The sequence below is a fragment of the Pseudomonas violetae genome (assembly GCF_023072615.1).
Classification (GTDB): Bacteria; Pseudomonadota; Gammaproteobacteria; order Pseudomonadales; family Pseudomonadaceae; genus Aquipseudomonas; species Aquipseudomonas violetae.
Window position 1 is genome coordinate 451,481 of record NZ_JAKNRW010000002.1, and the last position, 22,818, is coordinate 474,298.

Sequence of the window (22,818 nt, forward strand, 5' to 3'; positions counted from 1 at the left end):
AGTGACTGAAAATAATCACTACATAACCATTGACGCCTCCGATTTGCCCTTGCATGATGCAGACATCTCCCCGATCGGGAGTACGGCAACATGTTTAAGCAAGCTCGTCTGACCGCCGAGCTGTTATTCCCGGATACACGCTGCCCACAAGGCAGATTGAAGAAGCTGACCTGGCCCGAACGTCCAGTACAAGGACGGGAAGCGCTGGCGATCAATCCTCATGAAGCTTGTGGCCGACCCTGAAAAGTCGGCAGTGGCCTCCAGGTTTTCGCCGCTTCTCTTCGTTGTGACGCTATTGCGTAGCAGTTATTCAACACGACTACATGCAACAGACGCGGGACCTCGCCACATTCGGCGAATGAACGCTGACGTCCTGGTTTCGGTGCCAGGGATCAACTAACCGATGGGCTACCTGTATTAGCGAACCAACTTTGAAAGATCACCAAATGGTCAAGGGGCAAATCATGAATCTGAACAATCAACCTACTATCGAAGAACTGGCTCGCATGTTCGCTGCGCAAAAAGACAGCCACGACAGCCATATTCTGTGGATCAGCAAGTCGGGCCAGGTTCATATCGACTGCCTGGCAACGCACGCTGATGAGGCCGAGTTCGATAAGAACAACCAGAACCTGCTTGCCCGACTGAGGATGTACCGTCGCGGCCAGGGCTACGTTGGCAAGAAAGCCGCCGCCGATAAAGACTTCATCGGCAGTGTTCTGCAAACGCTGAAACAGGCGTGGGCTTCCATGCAGAACCAGAATGAAGTTCGGGTGATTGACCGGTTCTACTGATACTTCACACATCTAATATAAAAGGGCCTGCTCTCGCCAAAGAGCAGGCCCTTTTTTTGTCGTCGACGTTTATTTAGCGTTTAACGTCCAGATCAATCTGGGTCATGCGACTGCGGATGGTAAATACTCCATCTCCCGAAAGAATCGCGCTGCGGGCAAACAGGCGACCGCTCTCCCAGTTCGAGAGTCCCAACTCAGGCTTGTTCAATGCGTACTGGCCATCGACCCAGCGAGTGACTCCGTTGCCCACGAAAGGCGCGTTGACCGCGTTATAGAAGCGCTCCTGCGTGCTGGCATCCTCACTGATCAATGACACGGTGAACTGCGGGCTGTAGCGGTTGAACAACGCAATGGACTGGGCCAGATCATCCACGATTTTCAGGCTGACTTCGGGGGTTTCTTCCCATTCCCACTCGCGCCCCAACTCAGCCTCGGGCAAAGGCTCGGCCAGCGCTTCGGTTCGATAACCCTCGGCGCGATACACCTCGACACTCGCCGTTTGCCAGTCTGCCGGCAAGCCCTGTTCGCTGCCTTCGACGATGTGCAATTTGCAGCCCTGGCCGCGGGCGGTGCCGGCTTGCTGCAGGGCCTCGAGAAACAACGGCACCAATTCCGCCGCCCGGTCACGGTGAATCAGGCAGACGTTGAGGGTGTTGCAGACTTTGCGGTCAAGGGAGTTGCGCACCACGGCGGCAAAACGCCGGGCGTCGGCTTCCTTGTCAGCAATCAGCCAGGCGCCTCCCGTGCCGTGCAGGCTGACGGCGGTGCCGGCCTGTTGGGCGATACTGCCCAGCTGGCTGACCGCGCGTCCCGAACCGCGGGCCACGGCCAGCGACAGGCGCCGGTCGGCGAACATGGCCCAACCTGCCGCGTGATTGACGCTTTCCACCAGCGACACGGCGCCAACGGGCAAGCCGGCAGCGGCCAGCGCAGGGTTCAATGCATGGCTGACGATGGCCTGGGCGGTGCCCAACGCATCGCTACCGATGCGCAGCACGGCGGTGTTGCCAGTACGCAGAACGCCAGCAGCGTCGGCAAAGACGTTGGGCCGCCCTTCGAAGACGAACCCAACAATGCCCAGCGGCGAGACCACCTGCTCGACTTTCCAGCCGTCATGCTCGACACAGCTGATGACTTTGCCGCGAGTCGCCGAGGCATCGCGCCAGGCCTTGAGCCCGGCGATCATATCGCGGCGCATTGGTTCATTGGCCAGCAGTCGCGTGGTGGAACGGCCACGGGCCTTGGCCCGCTCGATATCGGCCAGGTTCGCTGCCTCGATCAACGCCCAGGCATCCGGGCTTTCCAGGCGCTGGGCGAAGTGGTCGAAGAATTCGCTGATAGCCTCATCCGACACCGCCGACATTGCCTTGAACGCCGCGTCAGCGCGCTCGATCGCCACGGCTGCGGCTTGCTGGTCAGCCACAGGAATCAACAGCAACTCACCACTGACCTGCTCCACCAGAAGGTGGTCGCCGGGCTGGAAACGTTCAGCCAGTTCAGGGCTGACGACAGTGACACGGTTCCCGGCAAAAGGAATGGGCGTGCCAGCGACTAGACGATCGAGCGCAAGAGACATGAAGCGGTTTCACCATGCAATGGGCGGGCAGGAAAGGTACCGGAAATTCCAAAGAACGTCATCGCCCGCATATCCACCCCGGGCCCTACAGGGGAGATGCATCCGCGAAAGACACCCCAACCGTACACCTGTGTATCCACCGCCACCCCCGACACACCGCCCCTTCATTCACCACTCTCACGACATGCCACCGATACACCCGACTGATGAAATTCACCTTGTCGATTGGCCAAGTCGATCAAAACGCGCAACGCAGACCCAGCCCATAAACACCCACACTCTTCGGCCGTCAAACGCCTGCACCTCAACCTCGTTTGGGCGGCAGCTGGATTGCACCGCTGACCTTGCGGGTGTTTTCAGCCTCGATGCGCTGATGACGTGCATTTTCTGGCGCCGTAACATTCGTTGAAATGATACCGTGGCAAGCTTCAGCCCCTCACTCGCGTAGACAGGAGCCACCATGAGCGTAACCACCCAATGGATCGAGATCGACAGCGCCGACGGTAAATTCGGTGCCTATCTGGCGATTCCCCACACGCAAAAAGGCCCCGGGATCGTGTTGATCCAGGAGATTTTCGGCGTCAACGAGCACATTCGCTCAGTCGCCGAACAATACGCTGCAGACGGCTACCTGGTGGTCGTTCCGGATCTATTCTGGCGCAACGGCCCCCGCATCGAGCTGACTTACGACGAAGCCGGCTGGAAACGCGCGGTAGAACTGATGAACGCCACAGACATCGGCAAGGCCCAGGCCGACATCAAGCTGGCCATTACCGCACTCAAGGCCCAGCCCGGCCTGGATGGCGGCGTGGCCTCCATCGGTTATTGCTTCGGTGGCCTGCTGTCATACTTGACCGCCGCCAATGGTCTGGTTGACGTGGCGATCGCCTACTACGGTGGCGGTATCCAGAACCAATTGGACCGCGCCGACGAAATCACCGTGCCGCTGTTGATGCACTTCGGCGAAGAGGACAGTCACATTCCACTGGAGGCCGTCGAGAAGATCGCCGAGCGCTTCGAGAACAACGACTTCGTGGAAATCGTTGTCTATCCGCAAGCCGAACACGGTTTCAACTGCTCGCACCGCGACAGCTACAACCAACGCGCTGCGGCTGAAGCCCATGGCAATACGCTGATCTTCCTGGGCCAGGAACTGTAAGACTGCGACAAACGAAAAAGGCACCTGGAAAGGTGCCTTTTTTGCGGTCTGTTGCGGGCCAATTCCTAACGCTGTTTGCTGCACGAACCACACCTACTTCGCGTTCCCTCCCCGCGGCTTGTAGAACCTGAACCTGCCGATATCCGCCGTCTTGGTGTACTTGCTCGCCCAATCCGGCCGCACGGTCTTGTCATGAAAATACATCGCCCCCACCGTCTGGTCACTGAGCGTCCGGTTCAGCGCCTTGCGCGCGATCTCCTTGGCGACCGCATATTCGGCATTCTCCTTGACCTGATCCGGACGCCCGTCGCACCACCAGGAAAACTGGCAGTTGCGGCTTTCCGATCCCTCCTTGACCACTGCGCACACGGTGTCGGGAAATCCTTTGTGCCCCAGACGATTCATGACCACGCTGGCGACGGCTTCCATTTCCCGGGTCTCTCGCCCCTTGGCCTCCCAATAGATAGAGCGCGCGAGGCAGGTAATGGCATCATCCAGCGGCGCCGAGCCGGCGGGATCGACCGCCTGCACCTCCGAGGTGGTTATCGCGTCGGCCTTGGGCACCGGGATGTCGGCGCCTTTTTCCGCTGCTTTTTGCTCCAGGACCTCAGCCTTATCCTCGGCTTTTTTCTGTTCCAGTTCAGTGGCCAGTACCTGGCCGCCGATCAGGGATAGTGCCAGCCAAGTTGCAGTCCACGTCAAGCGCATGATCGACCCTTCTCAAAGAACCGGATTGGGCAGCGCATTATCGACGCTGTTGCGCGTTATATCGGCGGCCTGGCTTGATTGTAGACGCCCAAATTCATTTAATCCGGCGGCCGATAAACTGTTTCCAGGGGCAAAAAGGCATTGCGCAGGCAGGGGTGAAATCGCGCATCATGGGCGCAGTCTGCCCAAGGGGATTTCCATGCGCTTCATTCCATCCGTTATGCGCCTTGCCGCGTTGTCGCTGGGCCTGTCATTCGCCGCCCAGGCGCTGGCGGTCGATGAGAAACAACTGATCGATTCGATCAACCTCTACCGCACTCAGCCCCAGCGTTGCGCCGAGCAGGTCTCACCGGAACTGCCGCCACTGGCGGGTGATCCACGCCTGGCACTGTCCGCCACCAACGTCCGGAACCTGCAGCAAGCCATGGCCAGTTCTGGCTACCCGATGGTCAATGTACAGGCGATCACCTTATCCGGCCCGCGTGATGCGCAATCGGCCATGCAAGCCATTCGGGAAAGCTTCTGCCACGTGGTGCTCGATCCGCAGTATGTCGACATTGGTGTCAGTCGCGACGACCGCGACTGGCGCATCGTGCTGGCGCGGCCGCTGATGACTGCACGCCTGGGCGACTCGCAGGCCGAAGGCCAGAAAGTCCTGACCCTGCTCAACAATGCCCGCAACCAGGCTCGCCAGTGCGGCACGCAATCCTTCGCCGCTACCACGCCGCTGGCGTGGAACGCGGCACTGGCCAGCGCCGCCGAGACACATTCGCGAACCATGGCCAACAACAACTTCTTCGACCACAAGGATCCCGATGGCCGCATGCCGGGGGACCGGGCGGAACTGGCTGGCTACATTGGCCAGCAGATCGGCGAAAACATCGCCGCAGGGCAAGATACTGCGGGCAAGGTCGTCGACGGCTGGATCGCCAGCCCCGGTCACTGCGCCAACCTGATGAACCCCGAGTTCCAGGAACTGGGCGCGGCCTACGCAGTAGACCCGAAGAGCAATGCGGGCATTTACTGGACGGCGATGTTCGGAACCCAGTAATCACTCGAGGTATCAATTGCTTTGATCTTTCAAATCATGAAGGCGAATTTTTTATTTCTTCGCAAAGTGTTCAAAATGCCTGCACTTTTAGCACGTTATGGAAGAAACCTTCATGAATCTCAATTTTGCGTTTGCGTGCATGATCGTCGTGTCGTTTGCGATCGCGCTCGGCCACGGCTAAGTCACCCGGGAGCACCTGCTTGAGCCATCCACCCTGCTCCACCCATGAACAGGCTCAGCCCCCCCGCAGGGCGGTCTCCCTGCGGGAAGCCTTCGGCTTCTGGCTCAAACTGGGTTTGATCAGTTTTGGCGGCCCGGCCGGGCAAATCTCGATCATGCACCAGGAACTGGTGGAGCGCCGGCGCTGGATCTCCGAGCGCCGGTTTCTGCACGCCCTCAACTACTGCATGTTGCTGCCCGGCCCCGAAGCGCAGCAGCTGGCGACTTACCTCGGTTGGCTGATGCATCGCACCTGGGGCGGCGTGATTGCCGGCGCGCTGTTCGTGCTGCCGTCGTTGTTCGTCCTGATCGCATTATCCTGGGTCTATATTGCTTTCGGCGAAGTGCCGGTCGTGGCCGGCTTGTTCTACGGGATCAAGCCGGCGGTCACGGCCATCGTGCTGCAAGCCGCGCACCGTATGGGCTCCAGGGTGTTGCAGAACAACTGGCTGTGGGGCATTGCCGGCGCGTCCTTTGCCGCCATCCTGCTGTTCAATGTGCCCTTCCCGCTGATTGTGCTGACCGCGGCGCTCATCGGGTACGTCGGCGGACGCCTTGCGCCCGGGAAATTCACATTCGGCACAGCAGTGGCCAGGGGTAAATCGTTCGGGCCCGCGCTTATCGATGACGATACACCGCCACCTGAACATGCCCGTTTCAGCAGCCTGAAATTGCTGCGCCTGGCGTTTATCGGCGCAATTCTTTGGGTGCTGCCGATGGGTGCGCTCACCCTCCTGTTTGGCTGGCACGGGACCTTCACCCAGATGAGCTGGTTCTTCACCAAGGCCGCCCTGCTGACCTTTGGTGGCGCCTATGCAGTGTTGCCCTACGTGTATCAGGGAGCGGTCAGTCATTATGGGTGGCTGACACCCCCCCAGATGATCGACGGTCTGGCGCTGGGCGAGACCACCCCAGGTCCGTTGATCATGGTGGTGGCGTTCGTCGGCTTCATCGGCGCCTACGTGCAGCAGGTATTCGGCCCAGACCAGGCGTTCCTGGCCGGTGCACTTGCTGCGACGCTGGTGACCTGGTTTACCTTCCTGCCTTCGTTTCTATTCATCCTCGCTGGCGGGCCCCTGGTGGAGTCGACTCACAACGAACTCAAATTCACCGCGCCGCTGACCGCCGTCACCGCCGCGGTCGTCGGGGTGATTCTCAACCTCGCGGTGTTCTTCGGCTATCACGTGCTGTGGCCCACCGGATTCAGTGGCTTGTTTGACTGGGTGTCGCTGCTGCTCGCACTGATGGCGACGATTGCGCTCCTGCTTTTCAAGCGCGGTGTCATCGAGGTGCTGATGATATGCGCACTGGCAGGAGTGCTTGTGCAATGGCTGGGATAAAGACAATCCAGCCATGACCTGTTGCAAACATTTGATCACCGGCTTTTGCATTCTGGCAAACTCACGCGGCACCCCCTTTCAGAGCAGCCAGCGATGCTTTTCTCTCTTGTTTCCAACGGTACACCCCTGACCCCGGATCGGCCTGATGCAACGATTCCCTGGTGGAGCTATACCAAGACCGTACTGGCTGCTGCCGCCCTGACACTGGTGCGAGACGGCCTGATCACGCTGGATCAGCCGCTGCCCGAAGGCCCCTTTACATTGCGCCAACTGTTGCGCCACGAAGCCGGCCTGGCGGACTACAGCGAACTCTCCGATTACCAGGGTGCTGTCGCCTGCGGTGACACGCCCTGGCCGGCGGATGAAATGCTGCAGCGCCTTGATGCAACCCGACTGCGTTATGCACCGGGAGAAGGCTGGCGCTATTCGAACGTCGGTTATCTGTACGTGGCGCGGTTGATCGAGCGAGTGACTGACCTTGACCTGAATGAAGCCCTGTCGCGACGGGTGTTCGCTCCGCTTGGCCTGCCACGGGTCCGTCTGGCAAGCCGTGAAGCCGATCTGCACGGGGTCAATATGGGCGCTGCCGCCACCTATCACCCCGGCTGGGTCTACCATGGGCTGCTGGTGGGCCCGCTGGTGGAGGCGGCCTTGTGCCTGGATCGCTTGTTTGCCGGTGACTTCCTGGCGCATTCCTTGCTGGATCAAATGCAGACAGTGCACCTGCTCGGCGGACCGATCCCGGGACGTCCCTGGATTGCGCCGGGTTACGGACTCGGGCTGATGCACGGGCCGGTCGAAGGCGGGCGCATCCTCAGCGGTCATACCGGCGCAGGCCCCGGCAGCGTTGTGGCGGTTTATCGCAGTATTTTCGGCCCTGATGTCACGACCTGCGCAGTCTTTTCCGATGGCACCGACGAAGGGGCCGTGGAGGCCGAAGCCGTGCGCCTGTTGAGCGAGCACTGGGTGTAAAATTCAAGCACTCGGTACCTGCACATCACCCCCATGACAACGCGATGACGCCACGACAGGTCGTTACCTGCGCACAACGCGTCACTGGTACACCGGAGAGTATTGATGAAGCCGAACACCCCGCCCCTGGACGGTCCGGCCGGTGAACAACGGCCGGTGAAAACCATTGGCTTTCTGGTCATCCCCAACTTCACCACCATCGGCTTCGCCTCCTCCGTGGAAACCCTGCGCATGGCCAACATGGCGGCGCGCCGGCCGATGTTTCGCACGCTGGTGATCGGCGCCACGCTGGACCCGGTCACCGCCAGCAATGGCATGCGCATCCTCCCGGATTACTCCATCGCCGATGCGCCCAAGCTGGATATCCTGTTCGTGGTCGGCTCGAACCCGATTGTCTCCAACCACAGCAGCCGGCCACTGCTCAACTGGCTGCGCAAGCTGGCCCATCAACAGGTGACCCTGGGCGGCATCTGCACCGGCAGCCACCTGCTGGCCCGGGCGGACTTGCTCAAGGGTTATCGCTGCACGATTCACTGGGAAGATATAGAGGCACTGAAAGAGCGGTTTCCCGGCATCATCATCTCCAACCAGCTGTTCGAACTGGATCGCGACCGCTACACCTGCTCCGGCGGCGTGGCATCCATGGACATGACGTTACAACTGATGCGAACCCGGTGGTCGCGACATTGCCGCCCATGCCGCCGAGTTGCTGTTGTGTGACCGGGTACGCGGGGCCCAGGAGCAGCAACGCGTGCCGTTACGGCAGAAGCTGGGCACTTCGCAACCCAAGCTCAGCCAGATGGTGGCGATCATGGAGGCCAATCTTGAGGAACCGGTGAGCCTGGAAGAGCTGGCGCGATTGAACGAAGTGTCGGTGCGCCAGCTTGAGCGCCTGTTTCACAAACACCTGCAGCGCACCCCCAGCCAGTACTACCTGGAATTGCGCCTGTCGCGGGCGCGGCAATTGCTGTTGCGCAGCGAGTCGCAGGTCCGCGACATCGCGCTCGCCTGCGGCTTTGTGTCACCGGCACATTTTTCCAAATGCTATAGCCGGTTTTTTGGAGTGTCGCCCATTGGTGAGCGCAAGCAGGTGACGGCGGTGCATTGATCAATCCTGCAGAGCCTTGTGCGCCGTCTCCCGGCTTGCCAGCATTGCCACCAACGCCACCGCGGCAGCGGCCAGCAGATACCAGGCCGGGGCCATCTTGTTGCCGGTCATTTGGATCAGCCAGGTCGCGATAAACGGTGCGGTCCCGCCAAATACCGCATTGGCGATGTTGAAGCTGAAGGCAAACCCGCTGAAGCGCACCCGGGTGGGGAATATCTCGGCGAGGAAACACGGCAAGGTGCCGTCGTTCATCGCCAGGATCGCGCCGAAGGCTATCTGGATCATCAGCACCACCAGCAATGGCTGATGATCGAGCATGCCGAACAGCGGAAAGGTCATCAACAGGAACAAAACCGAAGCCGTCAGCAGCATGGTCTTGCGCCCGAAGCGGTCCGACAGCCTGCCCATCAGAAAAATCAGGCCGATGTAGGTCGCCAGGGACACCGTCGACGCCAGGAAAGAATCACTTTCGCTCATGCCCATCTCAGTCGACAGATAGGTCGGCATGTAGCTGAGCAGCAAGTAAAAAGCCACTGCGTTCAGGCAGGTCACGCCGATTCCGATGATCACGCTGCGCCGGTGCACGGTGAGTAGCTCGCGAACCGGGGCGTGGGTCGCGCACTCCTTGGCTTCGAGGCGCTTTTCCATCTCCAGGAACTTGGGTGTGTCCTGCAGGCTCATGCGGATATAACGCCCCACCAGACCAAACGGCGCTGCCAGCAGAAACGGCAAGCGCCAACCCCAGCTGTGCAAGTCCTCGACGCTGAGCCAAGCGTGCAGGCCAGCGACAAATACTGCGCCAAACAGCAAACCGGCTGCGGTACTGGCCGGAACAATGCTGGTGTACAGACCCCGCTTGCCTTCCGGTGCGTACTCGGCGAGGAATGCCGATGCACCGGCGTATTCACCGGACGCGGAGAAGCCCTGGAACAGGCGGATCACCAGTAGCAATGCCGGTGCCCACAGGCCGATGTGAGTGTAGGTGGGTAGGATGCCGATGCAGAAAGTCGAGATCGACATGATCAGGATCGACCAGGACAACGCGCTGCGCCGGCCATACTTGTCACCAAAGTGCCCCCAGACCAGACCACCCAGGGGGCGGACGATGAACGACAGGGCAAATACCGCGAACGTCGCCAGCAAGGCGCTGGCCTTGTCGGTCTGCGGAAAAAATGTCAGGGCGATGACGGTGGCCAGGTAACCGTAGGCCGCGTAGTCGAACCATTCGACGAAATTTCCCATGAAGCTGGCACTGGCCGCGCGGCGCAGGGCCTTGCGCTCCGAGTTTTTTTCATGGGTCTGTTCGAGGGTAAGGCTTGCAGTGCTCATTGTGCACCTCCCAAGGTGGAGGCGCAAAAAGGGGGAAGAACAGTCGAGACATGTGACATGACAAATACCCTCTATTGTTTTACTTGGCAGGGTTAAGGTCAGTAAATGCTGCGCGTTCTAGAGCGCGCGTGCAGTGGGGTGTTCAGCGATGGTCCAGGAATGAGTGTGGGAGCGGTGAAGCCCCCACGACGGTCTGTTACGCCGTTACTTGCGAATGATGTTGTGCTCCGGCCCGTACGGGAATTTGGTGATGTTCTCGCCGCCCTGCTCGTTGACGATCAGGATGTCGTGCTCGCGGTAACCGCCAGCACCTGGCAGGCCTTCGGGCAGCATGATCATCGGCTCGATGGACACCACCATCCCTGGCTCCAGCACGGTATCGATGTCTTCACGCAATTCCAGGCCGGCTTCGCGGCCGTAGTAATGGCTCAGGGTGCCGAACGAATGCCCGTAGCCGAAAGTGCGGTACTGCAGCAAATCGTGCTCGAGGAAAACCTCGTTCAGTTGCTCGGCGATGTCGCAGCAACGCATGCCCGGCTTGATCAGTTTCAGCCCGGCTTCGTGGACCTTGACGTTGACTTCCCACAGGCGCAGGTGCTCATCGGAACAGTGGTCAAGGAACAGCGTGCGCTCAAGCGCGGTGTAGTAGCCGGCGATCATCGGGAAGCAGTTGAGGCTGAGGATGTCACCCTTGTTGACCTTGCGCGAGGTCACCGGGTTGTGCGCGCCATCGGTGTTAATACCGGACTGGAACCAGGTCCAGGTGTCCATCAGCTCCGAGTCGGGGAAGGTCCGGGCGATCTCGCGCACCATGGCCTGCGTCGCATGCAGCGCCACTTCATACTCTGGCACCTGGTCACGCAGCGCTTCGACGATCGCTGCGCCGCCAATGTCCGCCACCCGTGCACCGTGACGGATAATCGCGTGCTCTTCGGCCGATTTGATCATGCGCATGCGCATGCAGGGTGCGGCGATGTCCACCAGCTCGGCCTGGGGGTAACGGCTGGCCAGTTTGTCGCGGTTGAGCAGGTTCAAGTGATCGAATTCGATGCCGATGCGCCCGGCCTTGGGTAAGGCTTGCTGGATGGCGACGAAGTAGTTGTCGCGCTGCCAGTCGGTGTAAACAATGTTCTCGGTGCCCACGGTGCGGCGCCAAGGTTGGCCGCCATCGATATTGGCGCTGATGGTGACGGCGCTGTCCTGAGTCACGACCAAGGCGTATGGGCGACCGAACGAGCAGTAGAGGAAGTCACTGTAGTAGTTGATGTTGTGATAGGAAGTAAAGACTGCCGCGTCGATGTTGTTTTGTGCCAGATAAGCGCGCAGTTTGCCCTGGCGGTTGGCGTATTCCTGAGCCGAGAAGGTCGGGCTCACTTTTTCGCCGTTCTTGATCTGGATGGTTTTTGGCATTTGCATGTCATTGATCCTTGTCAGTGATTGAGCGACAGAGGGCGCCACTCTGGTGGGCCGCTGGAGATCATTCGAACAGATGCAAGGCGAAGTTTTTTGCGCGAATCCGACCTGTAGTTGGTCAAATCCGCTGTACACGCAACCGCGTGTTCACGGGGATGCGCGCCGAAGTAATGGCGATAGCAGCGAATGAAATGCTGCACCGCGACAAACCCGCATTCGCCGGCAGCTTGCGCGATCGAACGTTCACCGGTCTGCAGCAGACGACGGGACTGTTGCAGGCGCAAATCGAGATAGTGCCGCGACGGCGAACAGCCGAGCGTACGCTTGAACAGGCGCTCCAGGTGACGCCGGGATATCCCCATCGCCTCGGCCAACTCCTCGATTGCAAGCAAGTGAGTGAGGTGGTCGCTCATCAGGGCCAGCGCCGTCTGCAGTTTTTCCGGGGCTTGCTCCAGCGGCTGCAAGGGCCGGTTCTGGCGTGCGAGGTGTTGCTCCATGCGCAGCACCAGGCTGCGCCCGTGGACTTGGGCAAGCAGCTCGCAGACCAGCCCTCGCACAGCCTCGGGCCCGACGCACGTCAGGCGCTGACCATCCACGCAGAACGGCGCGGCCACCGGGCTCAGCGCCCTGGATGCCACAAAGGCCAAAGGCGAGTCGGGCTCCGGCAAGCTGCAGCGAAAACCGTCCAGCGCGCCCATCTGGGCCAGCAACCAACCGGCCTTGCCGAGTGCACCGAACAGGATTGGCTGCGTGGTCCAGTGGCGCAACTGCTGGCGAAAATCCTGCTCGAGCGGCTGGTGTGCGCCCGCGCACAGGATCAGCACGTCCAGCGCTGATGCCTGATCCAGGCGCGCGGTGGCGGTGGCGACAGCGTTGCTGGCGCTGAGCGAATGCCCTTCCAGGCTGAGTATCTGCCACTGGCACACCGTGCGGCCCGCCACCTGGTTGGCCAGACGCAAGGGCTCCAGGGCATTGGCCAGGGCGAACAAGTCGAAATCCTCCGTCAACCAGAAGCCCATCTTCAACACTTCATCAACGCGGGTAGCCACCATGGATCTCGCACTCCACTGCAAAAAAGTTCAGGCACCCAGCAGATTGTCAACGTCAGCGATGCACATGGCTTGTCAGGAGTCGACTCCGGATTGTCCGCCGCTACCAATCTGGCCGAACAGGTCTATAACCCGTGTTGGCATGATTCAAGTCAGGGAACCTTGATGGCTCCTTCGGTACATTGATCTCTTGCAAACGGTGGACAAGTGAGTGTCCGCCAGGAGATTTCCCCGCATGAACATTTTGAAAATTGCTGCCAGTGATTCCGCGATCGACTGCTTCCAGACGTATCGGCAAGTGGTGCCGCTCAGTCAGACCGACTACACCGACATCGCCGTCGCCGTGTTTTCGGTGGAAGACGTGATGGCGGGCGCCCTGGAATCGCTCCAGCGCACCGGCTTCGATATCCCGATTTTCCTCGCCACCTCCCCCGGTACCGGCAATCGCGCGCGGGATGTCTATAAGCACCTGGAGGACGTCTTGCTGCAGGTTAACGGCATCTTCGACCGCTCCCGCAACAACGCCGAATACCATGGACACCAGCTTGAGACAGCCGCCAAGGCCTATGAAGAAAGCCTGCTGCCGCCGTTCTTCGACTCGCTTAAACGCTATACGGAATCGGCCAATGTCACCTTCGCCTGCCCGGGCCATCAGGGCGGCCAGTTCTTCCGCAAGCACCCGGCCGGCCGGCAGTTCTTCGACTTCTTCGGCGAGACTCTGTTTCGCGCCGACATGTGCAACGCCGACGTTAAACTGGGCGATCTGCTGATCCACGAGGGCCCGGCGCTCCTGGCGCAAAAACACGCGGCCAAGGTGTTCAACGCCGACAAGACCTACTTCGTGCTCAACGGCACCTCCGCTTCCAACAAGGTGGTGACCAACGCCCTGCTCACGCCCGGTGACCTGGTACTGTTCGACCGCAACAACCACAAGTCCAATCACCAGGGTGCACTGATCCAGGCCGGTGCCACGCCGGTCTATCTGGAGACTGCGCGCAACCCTTACGGCTTTATCGGTGGCATCGACGCCCATTGCTTCGAAGAGAGCTACCTGCGCGAATTAATCGCCGAAGTAGCACCGGACAAGGCCCAGTTGGCCCGCCCGTTCCGCCTGGCGATCATTCAGCTAGGCACCTATGACGGCACCGTCTACAACGCCCGCCAGGTGGTCGATCGCATCGGCAAACTGTGTGACTACATCCTGTTCGACTCGGCCTGGGTCGGCTACGAGCAGTTCATCCCGATGATGAAGGACTGCTCGCCACTGCTGCTCGACCTGCATGAGGACGACCCGGGAATCTTCGTCACCCAGTCGGTGCACAAGCAGCAGGCCGGGTTTTCCATGGCCTCGCAGGTGCACAAGAAAGATCGCCACATCAAGGGCCAGGCCCGCTATTGCAACCATGCGCAACTGAACAACGCGTTCATGGCCCAGGCCTCCACCAGTCCGTTCTATCCGCTATTCGCCTCGCTGGATGTGAACGCGCGTATCCACGCCGGCCGCAGCGGCCTGAAGCTGTGGGATGACTGCGTAAAATTCGGCATCGACGCACGCAAGTTGATCCTCGAAGCCTGCACCATGGTCCGCCCATTCGTGCCTGCGACCATTGACGGACGCGCATGGGAAGACTACCCCACTGAAGAAATCGCCAACGACCTGCGCTTCTTCGAGTTTCATCCCAAAGACCGCTGGCATGCGTTCCAGGGCTATGGCGAGAAGCAGTACTTCATCGACCCGTGCAAATTGCTGTTCACTACCCCCGGCATCGATCCGGTGGATGGCAGCTACACCGACTTCGGTATCCATGCCGGCATCCTCGCCAACTTCCTGCGCGAGAATGGCATCGTTCCGGAAAAGTGCGACCTGAACTCCATCCTGTTCCTACTGACCCCGGCGGAAGACTGGGCGAAGATGACTCATTTGGCCGCACAGATCGCGCGTTTCGAGCGCTTCGTCAATGACAACGCACCGATGAGCCGGGTATTGCCGGCGATCTATGCGCGATACGAGGAGCGTTATCGCAACTACACGATCCGACAGTTGTGCCAGGAAATGCACGACCTCTACCGCAGCCATAATGTGCAGCAACTTCAGAAAGCGATGTTCCGCAAGGAACACTTCCCCGTGAAGGCGATGAACCCGCAAGCGGCGCAGTTCGAATTCATCCGCGGCAACATTGAGCTGGTAGCGCTGGCCGACGCCGAAGGTCGCATCGCCGCCGAAGGTGCGCTGCCCTATCCGCCTGGCGTGCTGTGCGTGGTGCCTGGGGAAATCTGGGGAGGCCCGGTGCTCAAGTACTTCCTGGCACTGGAAGAAGGCATCAACGCTCTGCCAGGCTTTACGCCGGAACTGCAGGGGGTGTATTTGAAAGAGGTTGACGGACGCATTCGCGCGTATGGGTACGTGATCAAGAACTGACCCTGTGAGGCCGGTCGCGCTTAGTGGGTCGCGACCTGCGCCACGTTACCCCCACTATCCAACGCATTACTGGATCAACCTGACAAAGACGCTCTGCGTGCAAGGTTGCTTCTAGCATTAGCGCCCCCTCCTGCTTGACCACTATTGCCTCAGTCCGAGTCCAAAGCGGCAGGAAATGCGCCGATGTCATTCTGTATTCAACCAGGTCGTGAGATACCGTGATGACGCAGTTTGCGATAGAGCGTATTGCGGCTGATTCCCAGGCGGGCGGCAACATGGGCGATATGCCAGTGTTGCGCCTCAATCAACGTTAGCAGCGTCTGCCGTTCGGATACTCCAAGCGGATTTTCGGCCAGCCCGGCTGTAGCTGGCGCTGCCGGAAGCAACTCCGCCAAGTCGTCCAGAGTGACACGCCCCTCCAAAGCCAACGCTACCAGTGTGCGCAGACACGTACGCAGCTGCCGAACATTGCCCGGCCAGGGCTGAGCCAGCAAGCGTTCTCTGACGCCCGCATCCAGCCGAACTCTGGCCCCTGCTGTCTCCTCGCGCAGCAATAGGTCGAGCAAATGCCCCTTGTCTGAACGCTCACGCAGCGGCGGGAGCTGCACGGCGAACCCAGCAATGCGATAAAACAGATCTTCGCGAAAGCGCCCTTCGGCCACACAGGCGTGCAGATCCTGGTGGCTGGCACTGATAAGGCGCACGTCGAACGGACGTGCCGTCGCGCCGCCTAGGGGCACCACCTGACGTTCCTCCAGTACACGCAGCAGGCGAGTCTGTAACGCCAGTGGCATATCGGCGATCTCATCGAGAAATAGAATGCCGCCATGGGCCTGCTCCAGCTTACCGATCATCCCGTCCTTGCGTGCCCCGGTGAAGCTGCCGCCGCGATAACCGAACAGCTCGCTCTCGATCAGCGTTTCTGGAATGGCCGCGCAATTGATCGCCACAAACGGCTGGCCCGCTCTGGAGCTGGCGCGATGCAGCGCCGCAGCAAAAGCTTCTTTGCCGGTACCAGTTTCGCCCTGTAAAAACACCGGAACGTCACGCTCCAAAACACGCAATGCACGAGCAAATCCACGTTGCAGGCGCGGGTCTTCCAGACACACGTGTACGTCGTTAATTTTGGGGATTACAGGAGTGACTGAAGGCACCTGACGTAAGGGTTCTCGCAACTGTCCGTAGAGCAGGCGTCCGTCCACCAGCCGCATTGGCCAACAGACACTCGGCTGAGAGCTGGCCTGACTCATCACCTGATCGATAGGTGTTACCAGCAGCATCGTCAAAGATTGCCCAACCACCTGGTCACGGCTGAAGCCCAGCAGATCCAGCGCAGCATGATTGACTGAACAGATGCGGGCACTCTCGTCGAAACTGAGCAGACCTTCACCCAGCAGTCCAACGAAGCCTGCCTCAGGATGGAAGCGCAGCAAGTATCGCTGCGGATCATGGCCTAAGAAATAACAGCTTTCGATCAAATTGGCTGTCAGGTGGGTCAACGCCATGGCTTTGAAGTGCTGCTGAAGACTTTGTTCCTCTCGCACAGAAGAGAGGTTAAGAACGGCGAGCAACTCTCCGCTCGCATCAAATATTGGGCTAGCCGAACACGTTAAGCCGGCGTGCTTGCCACGGAAGTGTTCATCACGACGGATGGTGACATGCTGTCGCTCGACCAAGCAGGTGCCGACACCGTTGGTGCCCTCACAATCCTCGCTCCATACCGAACCGAGCCACAGTCCGGAACGCTGGAACTCGGCTCGTTCGGATTCGTTGAACACACTGTCAATCGCCACACCGCGAGCATCGGTGAGTAGCACCACGTGGCCGTCACACCCGAGCTGTTGGTGCAAGCTGGTCATCTGCCAGTGCGCCACCGAGATGATGTGCTCCAGTGGTGCTCGGTGATCCTGTAAGCGTGGGTGCTCAACGACATTAGGCGCGCGGCGGCTGGCGGGATCGAGCTGATGCTGATCCAGGCAACGACGCCAGGACCGTGTAATAGCCAAGTCATTAGCATGGCCGTGGCTGGCAGAGGTGCCCTGTACGGCTTGTAGCACTTGCTGTGCATGGGCGTTGATAAAGGCCGGCTTCATTGTTCTTGTTCTCCGCTACGGTTAGGACACGGGGCTGTTCGCAGCTTATATGAAAAGTCTGCGAAGAGCGCTCTATGCGCCGCGTGACACTCTGTCATCCGCCATTCCCAAAATCGTGACATAGATCCGAGAAGAGGCCTGAGCAGTACTGCGTCAGCTGCTCTGCAACGGGGCTTTCATGAAGATGGCCCGGGGCTTGCTCTAGGGCAAGTTGTTACAAAAACAACAAGAACGGGAGAAGCCCATGAACATCGCTATCGAAGCACCTCTGCAAACGCCAACTGCTCAGCTCGTGGCGTGGGTCGAAAACCTCGGCGAGCGTCTCGCCCAAGGTGATTTGGACGGCACGCTAGAATTGTTTGCCGAAGAGTGTCACTGGCGTGACCTGCTGCTTTTCAGCTGGAACCTGGTGACCTTGGAAGGCAAGCCTGCCATCCGGGACATGCTCGCAACACGGCTCGACCAGACTCGTCCTGAGCGATGGAAACTGGAAGGGGAAGCGACGTTGAATGACGGTGTGCTCGAAGGTTGGATCAGCCTGGAGACCGATGCGGCACGAGGTAAAGGCTACGTGCGTCTAAAGGAGGGCCTGTGCTGGACGCTGCTGACGACCATGCGCGAGCTCAAAGGCTTTGAAGAACCCAGGGGCCGTCGTCGTCCAATGGGAGCCAATCATGGTCACGCCCATGCCGACAAACGCAACTGGCTAGAACGTCGTCGTGATGAAGAAGCGTCCCTGGGCATCACCACCCAACCTTACTGCCTGATCGTGGGCGGCGGCCAGGGTGGACTGGGGCTCGCTGCGCGGCTCAAGCGAATGGGCGTACCCACTCTGATCGTCGACAAAGCCGAGCGTCCTGGCGATCAGTGGCGCGGTCGCTACAAGTCGCTGTGCCTGCATGACCCTGTCTGGTACGACCATATGCCTTACCTGCCCTTCCCCGACCACTGGCCAGTTTTCACCCCAAAAGACCAGATTGGCGACTGGCTGGAAATGTACACCAAAGTCATGGAGCTCAATTTTTGGCCGCGTACAGAATGCGTGAGCGCCAGCTTTGACGAGCAAAGTGGCACCTGGAAGGTTGAGGTGCAGCGCGATGGCGAGCGTGTGACTTTACAGCCGACCCAATTGATCCTCGCCACCGGCATGTCTGGCGTACCCAATGTTCCTGGTTATCCGGGTGCAGAGATTTTCAATGGCCAACAGCATCATTCCAGCCGCCATCCCGGCGGAGACGCCTGGAGCGGCAAGCGTGCGGTGGTCATCGGTGCGAATAACTCGGCTCACGATATCTGCGCCGACCTGGTGGAGAACGGCGCCGAGGTGACCATGGTGCAACGCTCCAGCACCCACATCGTGCGTTCTGACAGTTTAATGGATCTGGTCTTCGGCGGGCTCTACTCTGAAGACGCCCTGGAGACGGGGTTGACCACGGACAAGGCCGACATGCTGTTCGCCTCGATCCCCTACAAGGTTATGCCAAGCTTTCATCAACCCATCTTTGACGCGATCAAGGAGCGTGACAAGGACTTCTACGAGCGCCTGACCAAGGCCGGCTTCATGCTCGATTTCGGTGACGACGAGTCTGGCCTTTTCATGAAGTACGTACGCCGTGGTTCTGGTTACTACATCGACGTCGGCGCCTCCGAGCTGATCGCTAATGGCACGATCAAGCTCAAAAGCGCGCCGGGCCTGGGTGTCGAACGCATCGAAGCAGATGCCGTCGTACTCAACGATGGCAGCCGACTACCGGCAGATCTGATCGTCTACGCCACGGGCTATGGCTCAATGAATGGTTGGGCGGCGAAGCTGATTTCCCAGGAAGTCGCTGACAAGGTCGGCCGCTGCTGGGGCTTGGGTTCTGGAACCACGAATGACCCTGGCCCTTACGAGGGCGAACTGCGCAACATGTGGAAGCCAACACAGCAGGAAAACCTCTGGTTCCACGGTGGCAACCTGCATCAGTCACGGCATTATTCGCTGTATCTGGCGCTGCAGCTAAAAGCGCGCTTCGAAGGCATCGACACATCCGTCTATGGCCTTGCCGAGAGTCACCACACGGGCTGAGTCAATTGGCGCCCAGCCGTGGTTGGGCGCCTCTCCACAATCCCCCGGTCGCAGCCTATGGATACCCGCCAAGCTGTGACTCCGTCCGGCGGTAAAATGAGTGTCACAGGATAGAGGCAGTTTAAAGCGCTCATCCGTAGGTTAAAAATGCCCCGTCCATTGCGGGCGGGGCCTGGGAGTGGTCAATCCTGCAGCTCGGCGACGATCTCGCCACGATCTGCCGCTTCGTTATCCAGAATGACGCCAAGGGTATGGAGAAACAGGTCGTGGCTCATGATTCCGGTGCAGACCGTCGACAGTACTTCTTTCCCGGCCTCATCCCTGATCACCACCTTTTCGCTCCACTCGCTCAAGTCCAGGGTACGCAAGCTCGACATCGGCACCTTGCGCCCCTGCACTTCGAGGAACTCGCGGGTCACCAGGATCGGCTGTGTAGTCACATCGAGGAAGTTGCCTTTGATGCGCTTGCCCCAGACCGCACTACCCGGCACATACTTGAAGGGCACCCCAGCACCGCCTTCAAGGGTTTCCAGCACCGCAGGCAGACGCTCACGCACGTGCAGATCGCGCACCAGCTGCTGGAAGTCGTGGAAACCCTTGAGGGATTCAATGACCCGATGAAACGGCTCGTTGGCATTGCGACGGTAAGCCAGGTTGGTGATCAGGCCGCTGATGGCGGCCTGGCCGGAGCTGAACAAGTACAGGTCTTCAATCTCGGCGAAAGGCACGTAGTTCTTGCTCGACCCGAGCATGCAGGCAATGCCATGTTCATAGACCTCGTAACTGGCCTGGCGCAAACGCTTCTGCCACACGTAAAGGCCGAACAGTCCCGCCGCGATGACGGCCAGGAATGCGCTGGTGCAATAGACCAGCATCTGGGGGCTGGAAAAGTTGAGGTTCGTGCCACGGCTTGAATTCACACTGACGGGGGCGGAACTGTCCACGGGCAGAATCGTGCCCAGGTACAGGACAAAACACGCCATGCCCAACATGATCAGGCCGAGGATGAGCATGAACAGCGGGAAACCCTTGCCATGACGGAAGGATGCAACCAATTCGCCGGTGACCGGCGCAGACGGAGATGGGGACTGTTGCATGGGGTTCTTGCTTCCTTTCAAGAAAGACGCGCCGCTATCCAGGCAGGCTTTGCCGAAAACGCGGCGTCGATGGAGTGATGCTTCCCAAGATGGGAACAGGTTGGAACATGCGGCGGCGCAATCGTTCAGAAACCGGCCGCACATTGGGTGCGGCCCTCTCCCTGGCGAGAAAGGGCCTGATGGTCAGTTGTGGCCGCCGAACCACCCGTTGCCTGCATGGTACGGCAGCGGCATCTAGGTGTAGCGAAGTTGGGCGAACTGCCCGTGGTGGTGGTGGTGTCGATTGTGACCATGAGTGTTCTCCGTGTTTCTCTTGTTGTAGGCCTGAGTAGCTCACCACCAAACGCCGCCCCAAGCCCTGGGGCTGATGTCTTCGGATTACGGACTGCGTAACGTATGCGAACACCCCAAGCCGAAGCCTCTACCTCAGTTATTTATACTCAAATGCCAGCTTAATAATATTTTACCGATACAAGGGTCATCCCTAGTCTTGAGCCCAACAGATGGCAGGCCATAACCGCCTGAATTCCACGTCGAAGGTTAAAGAGATAACCACTGAAAAAACAAAAACAGATACGCTGATTGTGGGCGCCGGTCAGGCTGGCGTGGCGATGAGCGAGCACCTGAGCAAACTCGGGGTGCCGCACCTGGTGCTGGAACGCAATCGTATTGCCGGGCGCTGGGATTCGTTGGTGGCCAACGGTCCGGCCTGGCACGATCGGTTTACCGGCCTTGAGTTCGACAACCTCAGCCCTGACGGCTTTGCGCCTAAAGAGCGGGCTGCCGACTACTTCGAAGCCTACGCGAAAAATTCAATGCGCCGGTGCGCACAGGCGTGGAGGTGTTCAAGGTCGAGCGCAATGTCGGGCGCCCCGGCTTCACCATCGAAACCTCCGAAGGCGTGATCGAAGCCAACCGGGTCGTCGCAGCCACCGGGCCGTTCCAGCGCCCGGTCATTCGGCCCATCGCACCGCAAGACACACCGTTGCTGCAGATCCACTCCGCTGATTACCGCAACCCTGGGCAACTGCCTGAAGGCGCCGTGCTGTCGCTGATCACCCTGGTGCAAACCTTCGCCTACCGCTGGATCCCCACCGCCCAAAGCCGCGCCGTCATCTCGATCATCGTCCTTGCCGGCTGCTGCTTCGCCGCCGTCGGTGCCTCGGCGGATTTCATCGGCCACTTCGTCGACATGGCACTGGTGCTGCTCGTGGTGCTGGTGCCGTGGACCGCGATCAACCTGATCGACTTCTACGCGATTCACCAAGGCAAGTACGACATCAACTCGATCTTCCAGATGGATGGAGGAATCTACGGCCGCTACAACCCGCAGGCACTGCTGGCCTACGCGATCGGCATTGTGGTACAGATTCCGTTCATGAACACGCCGCTGTACGTCGGGCCGATTTCCGAGCACATCAATGGCGCGGACTTATCATGGCTGGTCGGCCTGCTGATCACTTCGCCGCTCTACTACTGGCTGGCCAATCGCGACACCGGCTACAAACGCCGTCTCTCCACCGGCAAACTGGCCAACTCGATCTAACCTTCCCACCACAATCCCCCTGTGGGCGCGGGCTTGCTCTCGAAGAGGCCGTGTCAGTCACAACCACGCTGACTGTCACACCTCCATGAGCAAACCCGCGCGGATACGGCCTCAGCTATCGCTCTCCACCGCTAGCCAGCCGACGGGTAAGACCATTTCATGTAAAGACAACAGCGCCAGTTTTCTGCGCGACATGACCTACTCACAAACCTTGCGAAAAAAAGAAGGACTCCGAGTGCGCCAGTGAGAAAAAAGCTTGCCCCCCAAGTTATAAACAAAACGCGCTTCAAGCCTGCTGGGAAACTTTTAACATCATCGACAGCCAGCAACCCGCGCGTCACAGCAATGTTTGGCGTTAGCAATGCCAGAGTAAGCAATCCATTTCGCATGCTCTTTCCAATTAGCCCAGCACTGTCATAGAGAGACTTGTTGGCTTTTACGAAACTGCTGTTTCTCACCTGTGCTTCTGCTTTCTCGGTAAAAACATGAACCATGAAAAACAACCAAATCGCCGAAAACAGAAACGGCAATAATATTAAGGAAACTCTGAAAAAGACTTCCAAATCTGGTGAAATACGCCAGTCCCACGAACTGAACGGTTGAGCCCCGATGAAGCAAATGTCTTTCGCTGATGCCGAGTATGCCGGCAAACGTAAGCAGACCCGCCGTGAACGCTTCCTGATCGAGATGGATCAGGTCGTGCCCTGGAAAGGCCTGATTGCGTTGATCGAGCCGCGTTATCCGAAGGGCGAAGGCGGTCGTCCGGCGTATCCGTTGATGGCCATGCTGCGGGTTCATCTGATGCAAAACTGGTTCGGCTACAGCGACCCGGCGATGGAAGAGTCCCTCTACGAAACCACGATTCTGCGCCAGTTTT

At 59.4% G+C, this 22,818-nt stretch carries 16 protein-coding genes and 2 pseudogenes; 11 read left to right on the plus strand and 7 right to left on the minus strand.

Translation table 11 applies throughout. From position 1 onward, the window contains the following. The first annotated feature begins 90 nt into the window (after positions 1-90). Both L9059_RS04240 and L9059_RS04245 read left to right on the plus strand, forming a co-directional pair. Entirely contained in the window at positions 91-243 is a 153-nt protein-coding gene (locus L9059_RS04240) for a hypothetical protein (protein ID WP_247288194.1), read from the plus strand. Positions 244-464: 221 nt separating this feature from the next. Then, positions 465-794, plus strand: coding sequence for a hypothetical protein (locus L9059_RS04245; RefSeq protein ID WP_247288196.1), 330 nt, complete (start codon positions 465-467; stop codon positions 792-794). Positions 795-867: 73 nt separating this feature from the next. Here L9059_RS04245 and L9059_RS04250 read toward each other — a convergent pair whose 3' ends face one another. Next, the gene (locus tag L9059_RS04250; RefSeq protein WP_247288198.1) at positions 868-2,370 is read right to left on the minus strand and encodes an aldehyde dehydrogenase family protein; all 1,503 of its coding nucleotides are present in this window, start codon (positions 2,368-2,370) and stop codon (positions 868-870) included. Positions 2,371-2,830: 460 nt separating this feature from the next. On the opposite strand from L9059_RS04250, the gene L9059_RS04255 reads away from it, so the two are divergent. Then, positions 2,831-3,529 carry a dienelactone hydrolase family protein gene (locus tag L9059_RS04255; RefSeq protein WP_247288200.1) on the plus strand — a complete coding sequence of 233 codons (699 nt, stop codon included), beginning with the start codon at positions 2,831-2,833 and terminating at the stop codon, positions 3,527-3,529. 93 nt (positions 3,530-3,622) lie between these two features. Here the strand turns inward: L9059_RS04255 and L9059_RS04260 are convergent, their stop codons facing one another. Continuing rightward, the gene (locus L9059_RS04260; RefSeq protein WP_247288210.1) at positions 3,623-4,237 is read right to left on the minus strand and encodes a cell wall hydrolase; all 615 of its coding nucleotides are present in this window, start codon (positions 4,235-4,237) and stop codon (positions 3,623-3,625) included. A 199-nt stretch (positions 4,238-4,436) separates the two neighbouring features. On the opposite strand from L9059_RS04260, the gene L9059_RS04265 reads away from it, so the two are divergent. From L9059_RS04265 to L9059_RS04280, 4 genes and pseudogenes are all read left to right on the plus strand, one after another. After that, the gene (locus L9059_RS04265) at positions 4,437-5,288 is read left to right on the plus strand and encodes a CAP domain-containing protein (RefSeq protein WP_247288212.1); all 852 of its coding nucleotides are present in this window, start codon (positions 4,437-4,439) and stop codon (positions 5,286-5,288) included. 200 nt (positions 5,289-5,488) lie between these two features. Continuing rightward, positions 5,489-6,847: a chromate efflux transporter gene (gene chrA / locus L9059_RS04270; RefSeq protein WP_247288222.1), complete on the plus strand. Its 1,359-nt coding sequence runs from the start codon at positions 5,489-5,491 to the stop codon at positions 6,845-6,847. A 93-nt stretch (positions 6,848-6,940) separates the two neighbouring features. Then, a complete protein-coding gene (locus L9059_RS04275) occupies positions 6,941-7,819 on the plus strand; it encodes a serine hydrolase domain-containing protein (RefSeq protein ID WP_247288225.1) in 879 nt (292 codons plus the stop codon). Between the two features lie 101 nt (positions 7,820-7,920). Then, positions 7,921-8,927 (plus strand): annotated as a pseudogene (locus tag L9059_RS04280) (GlxA family transcriptional regulator). On the opposite strand, the gene L9059_RS04285 reads toward L9059_RS04280, so the two are convergent. From L9059_RS04285 to L9059_RS04295, 3 genes are all read right to left on the minus strand, one after another. Then, positions 8,928-10,256, minus strand: coding sequence for an MFS transporter (locus L9059_RS04285; protein WP_247288227.1), 1,329 nt, complete (start codon positions 10,254-10,256; stop codon positions 8,928-8,930). A 204-nt stretch (positions 10,257-10,460) separates the two neighbouring features. Continuing rightward, entirely contained in the window at positions 10,461-11,672 is a 1,212-nt protein-coding gene (locus tag L9059_RS04290) for a M24 family metallopeptidase (protein ID WP_247288229.1), read from the minus strand. 14 nt (positions 11,673-11,686) lie between these two features. Continuing rightward, positions 11,687-12,721, minus strand: coding sequence for a GlxA family transcriptional regulator (locus tag L9059_RS04295; RefSeq protein ID WP_247288240.1), 1,035 nt, complete (start codon positions 12,719-12,721; stop codon positions 11,687-11,689). Between the two features lie 232 nt (positions 12,722-12,953). On the opposite strand from L9059_RS04295, the gene speF reads away from it, so the two are divergent. Then, a complete protein-coding gene (gene speF / locus L9059_RS04300) occupies positions 12,954-15,137 on the plus strand; it encodes an ornithine decarboxylase SpeF (RefSeq protein WP_247288242.1) in 2,184 nt (727 codons plus the stop codon). Between the two features lie 197 nt (positions 15,138-15,334). Here speF and L9059_RS04305 read toward each other — a convergent pair whose 3' ends face one another. Next, complete coding sequence (locus L9059_RS04305; protein WP_247288243.1) at positions 15,335-17,230, minus strand: sigma-54-dependent Fis family transcriptional regulator; 1,896 nt, start codon at positions 17,228-17,230, stop codon at positions 15,335-15,337. 244 nt (positions 17,231-17,474) lie between these two features. Here L9059_RS04305 and L9059_RS04310 point away from each other — a divergent pair, with 244 nt between their 5' ends. After that, positions 17,475-19,298 carry an NAD(P)/FAD-dependent oxidoreductase gene (locus L9059_RS04310; protein WP_247288246.1) on the plus strand — a complete coding sequence of 608 codons (1,824 nt, stop codon included), beginning with the start codon at positions 17,475-17,477 and terminating at the stop codon, positions 19,296-19,298. A 182-nt stretch (positions 19,299-19,480) separates the two neighbouring features. Here the strand turns inward: L9059_RS04310 and L9059_RS04315 are convergent, their stop codons facing one another. Next, positions 19,481-20,395: a hypothetical protein gene (locus L9059_RS04315; protein ID WP_247288248.1), complete on the minus strand. Its 915-nt coding sequence runs from the start codon at positions 20,393-20,395 to the stop codon at positions 19,481-19,483. 503 nt (positions 20,396-20,898) lie between these two features. Here L9059_RS04315 and L9059_RS04320 point away from each other — a divergent pair. Beyond that, positions 20,899-21,941, plus strand: a pseudogene (locus tag L9059_RS04320) (NAD(P)-binding domain-containing protein). Positions 21,942-22,550: 609 nt separating this feature from the next. After that, the coding region (locus L9059_RS04325) for a transposase (protein WP_247288250.1) at positions 22,551-22,818 on the plus strand (268 nt) is incomplete at its 3' end.

Excerpts from the sequence above, each read along its gene's own strand:
- L9059_RS04240 (WP_247288194.1), top strand. The coding sequence starts at position 91 with ATGTTTAAGCAAGCTCGTCTGACCGCCGAGCTGTTATTCCCGGATACA.
- L9059_RS04245 (WP_247288196.1), top strand. The coding sequence starts at position 465 with ATGAATCTGAACAATCAACCTACTATCGAAGAACTGGCTCGCATGTTC.
- L9059_RS04250 (WP_247288198.1), bottom strand. The coding sequence starts at position 2,370 with ATGTCTCTTGCGCTCGATCGTCTAGTCGCTGGCACGCCCATTCCTTTT.
- L9059_RS04255 (WP_247288200.1), top strand. The coding sequence starts at position 2,831 with ATGAGCGTAACCACCCAATGGATCGAGATCGACAGCGCCGACGGTAAA.
- L9059_RS04260 (WP_247288210.1), bottom strand. The coding sequence starts at position 4,237 with ATGCGCTTGACGTGGACTGCAACTTGGCTGGCACTATCCCTGATCGGC.
- L9059_RS04265 (WP_247288212.1), top strand. The coding sequence starts at position 4,437 with ATGCGCTTCATTCCATCCGTTATGCGCCTTGCCGCGTTGTCGCTGGGC.
- L9059_RS04275 (WP_247288225.1), top strand. The coding sequence starts at position 6,941 with ATGCTTTTCTCTCTTGTTTCCAACGGTACACCCCTGACCCCGGATCGG.
- L9059_RS04285 (WP_247288227.1), bottom strand. The coding sequence starts at position 10,256 with ATGAGCACTGCAAGCCTTACCCTCGAACAGACCCATGAAAAAAACTCG.
- L9059_RS04290 (WP_247288229.1), bottom strand. The coding sequence starts at position 11,672 with ATGCAAATGCCAAAAACCATCCAGATCAAGAACGGCGAAAAAGTGAGC.
- L9059_RS04295 (WP_247288240.1), bottom strand. The coding sequence starts at position 12,721 with ATGGTGGCTACCCGCGTTGATGAAGTGTTGAAGATGGGCTTCTGGTTG.
- speF (WP_247288242.1), top strand. The coding sequence starts at position 12,954 with ATGAACATTTTGAAAATTGCTGCCAGTGATTCCGCGATCGACTGCTTC.
- L9059_RS04305 (WP_247288243.1), bottom strand. The coding sequence starts at position 17,230 with ATGAAGCCGGCCTTTATCAACGCCCATGCACAGCAAGTGCTACAAGCC.
- L9059_RS04310 (WP_247288246.1), top strand. The coding sequence starts at position 17,475 with ATGAACATCGCTATCGAAGCACCTCTGCAAACGCCAACTGCTCAGCTC.
- L9059_RS04315 (WP_247288248.1), bottom strand. The coding sequence starts at position 20,395 with ATGCAACAGTCCCCATCTCCGTCTGCGCCGGTCACCGGCGAATTGGTT.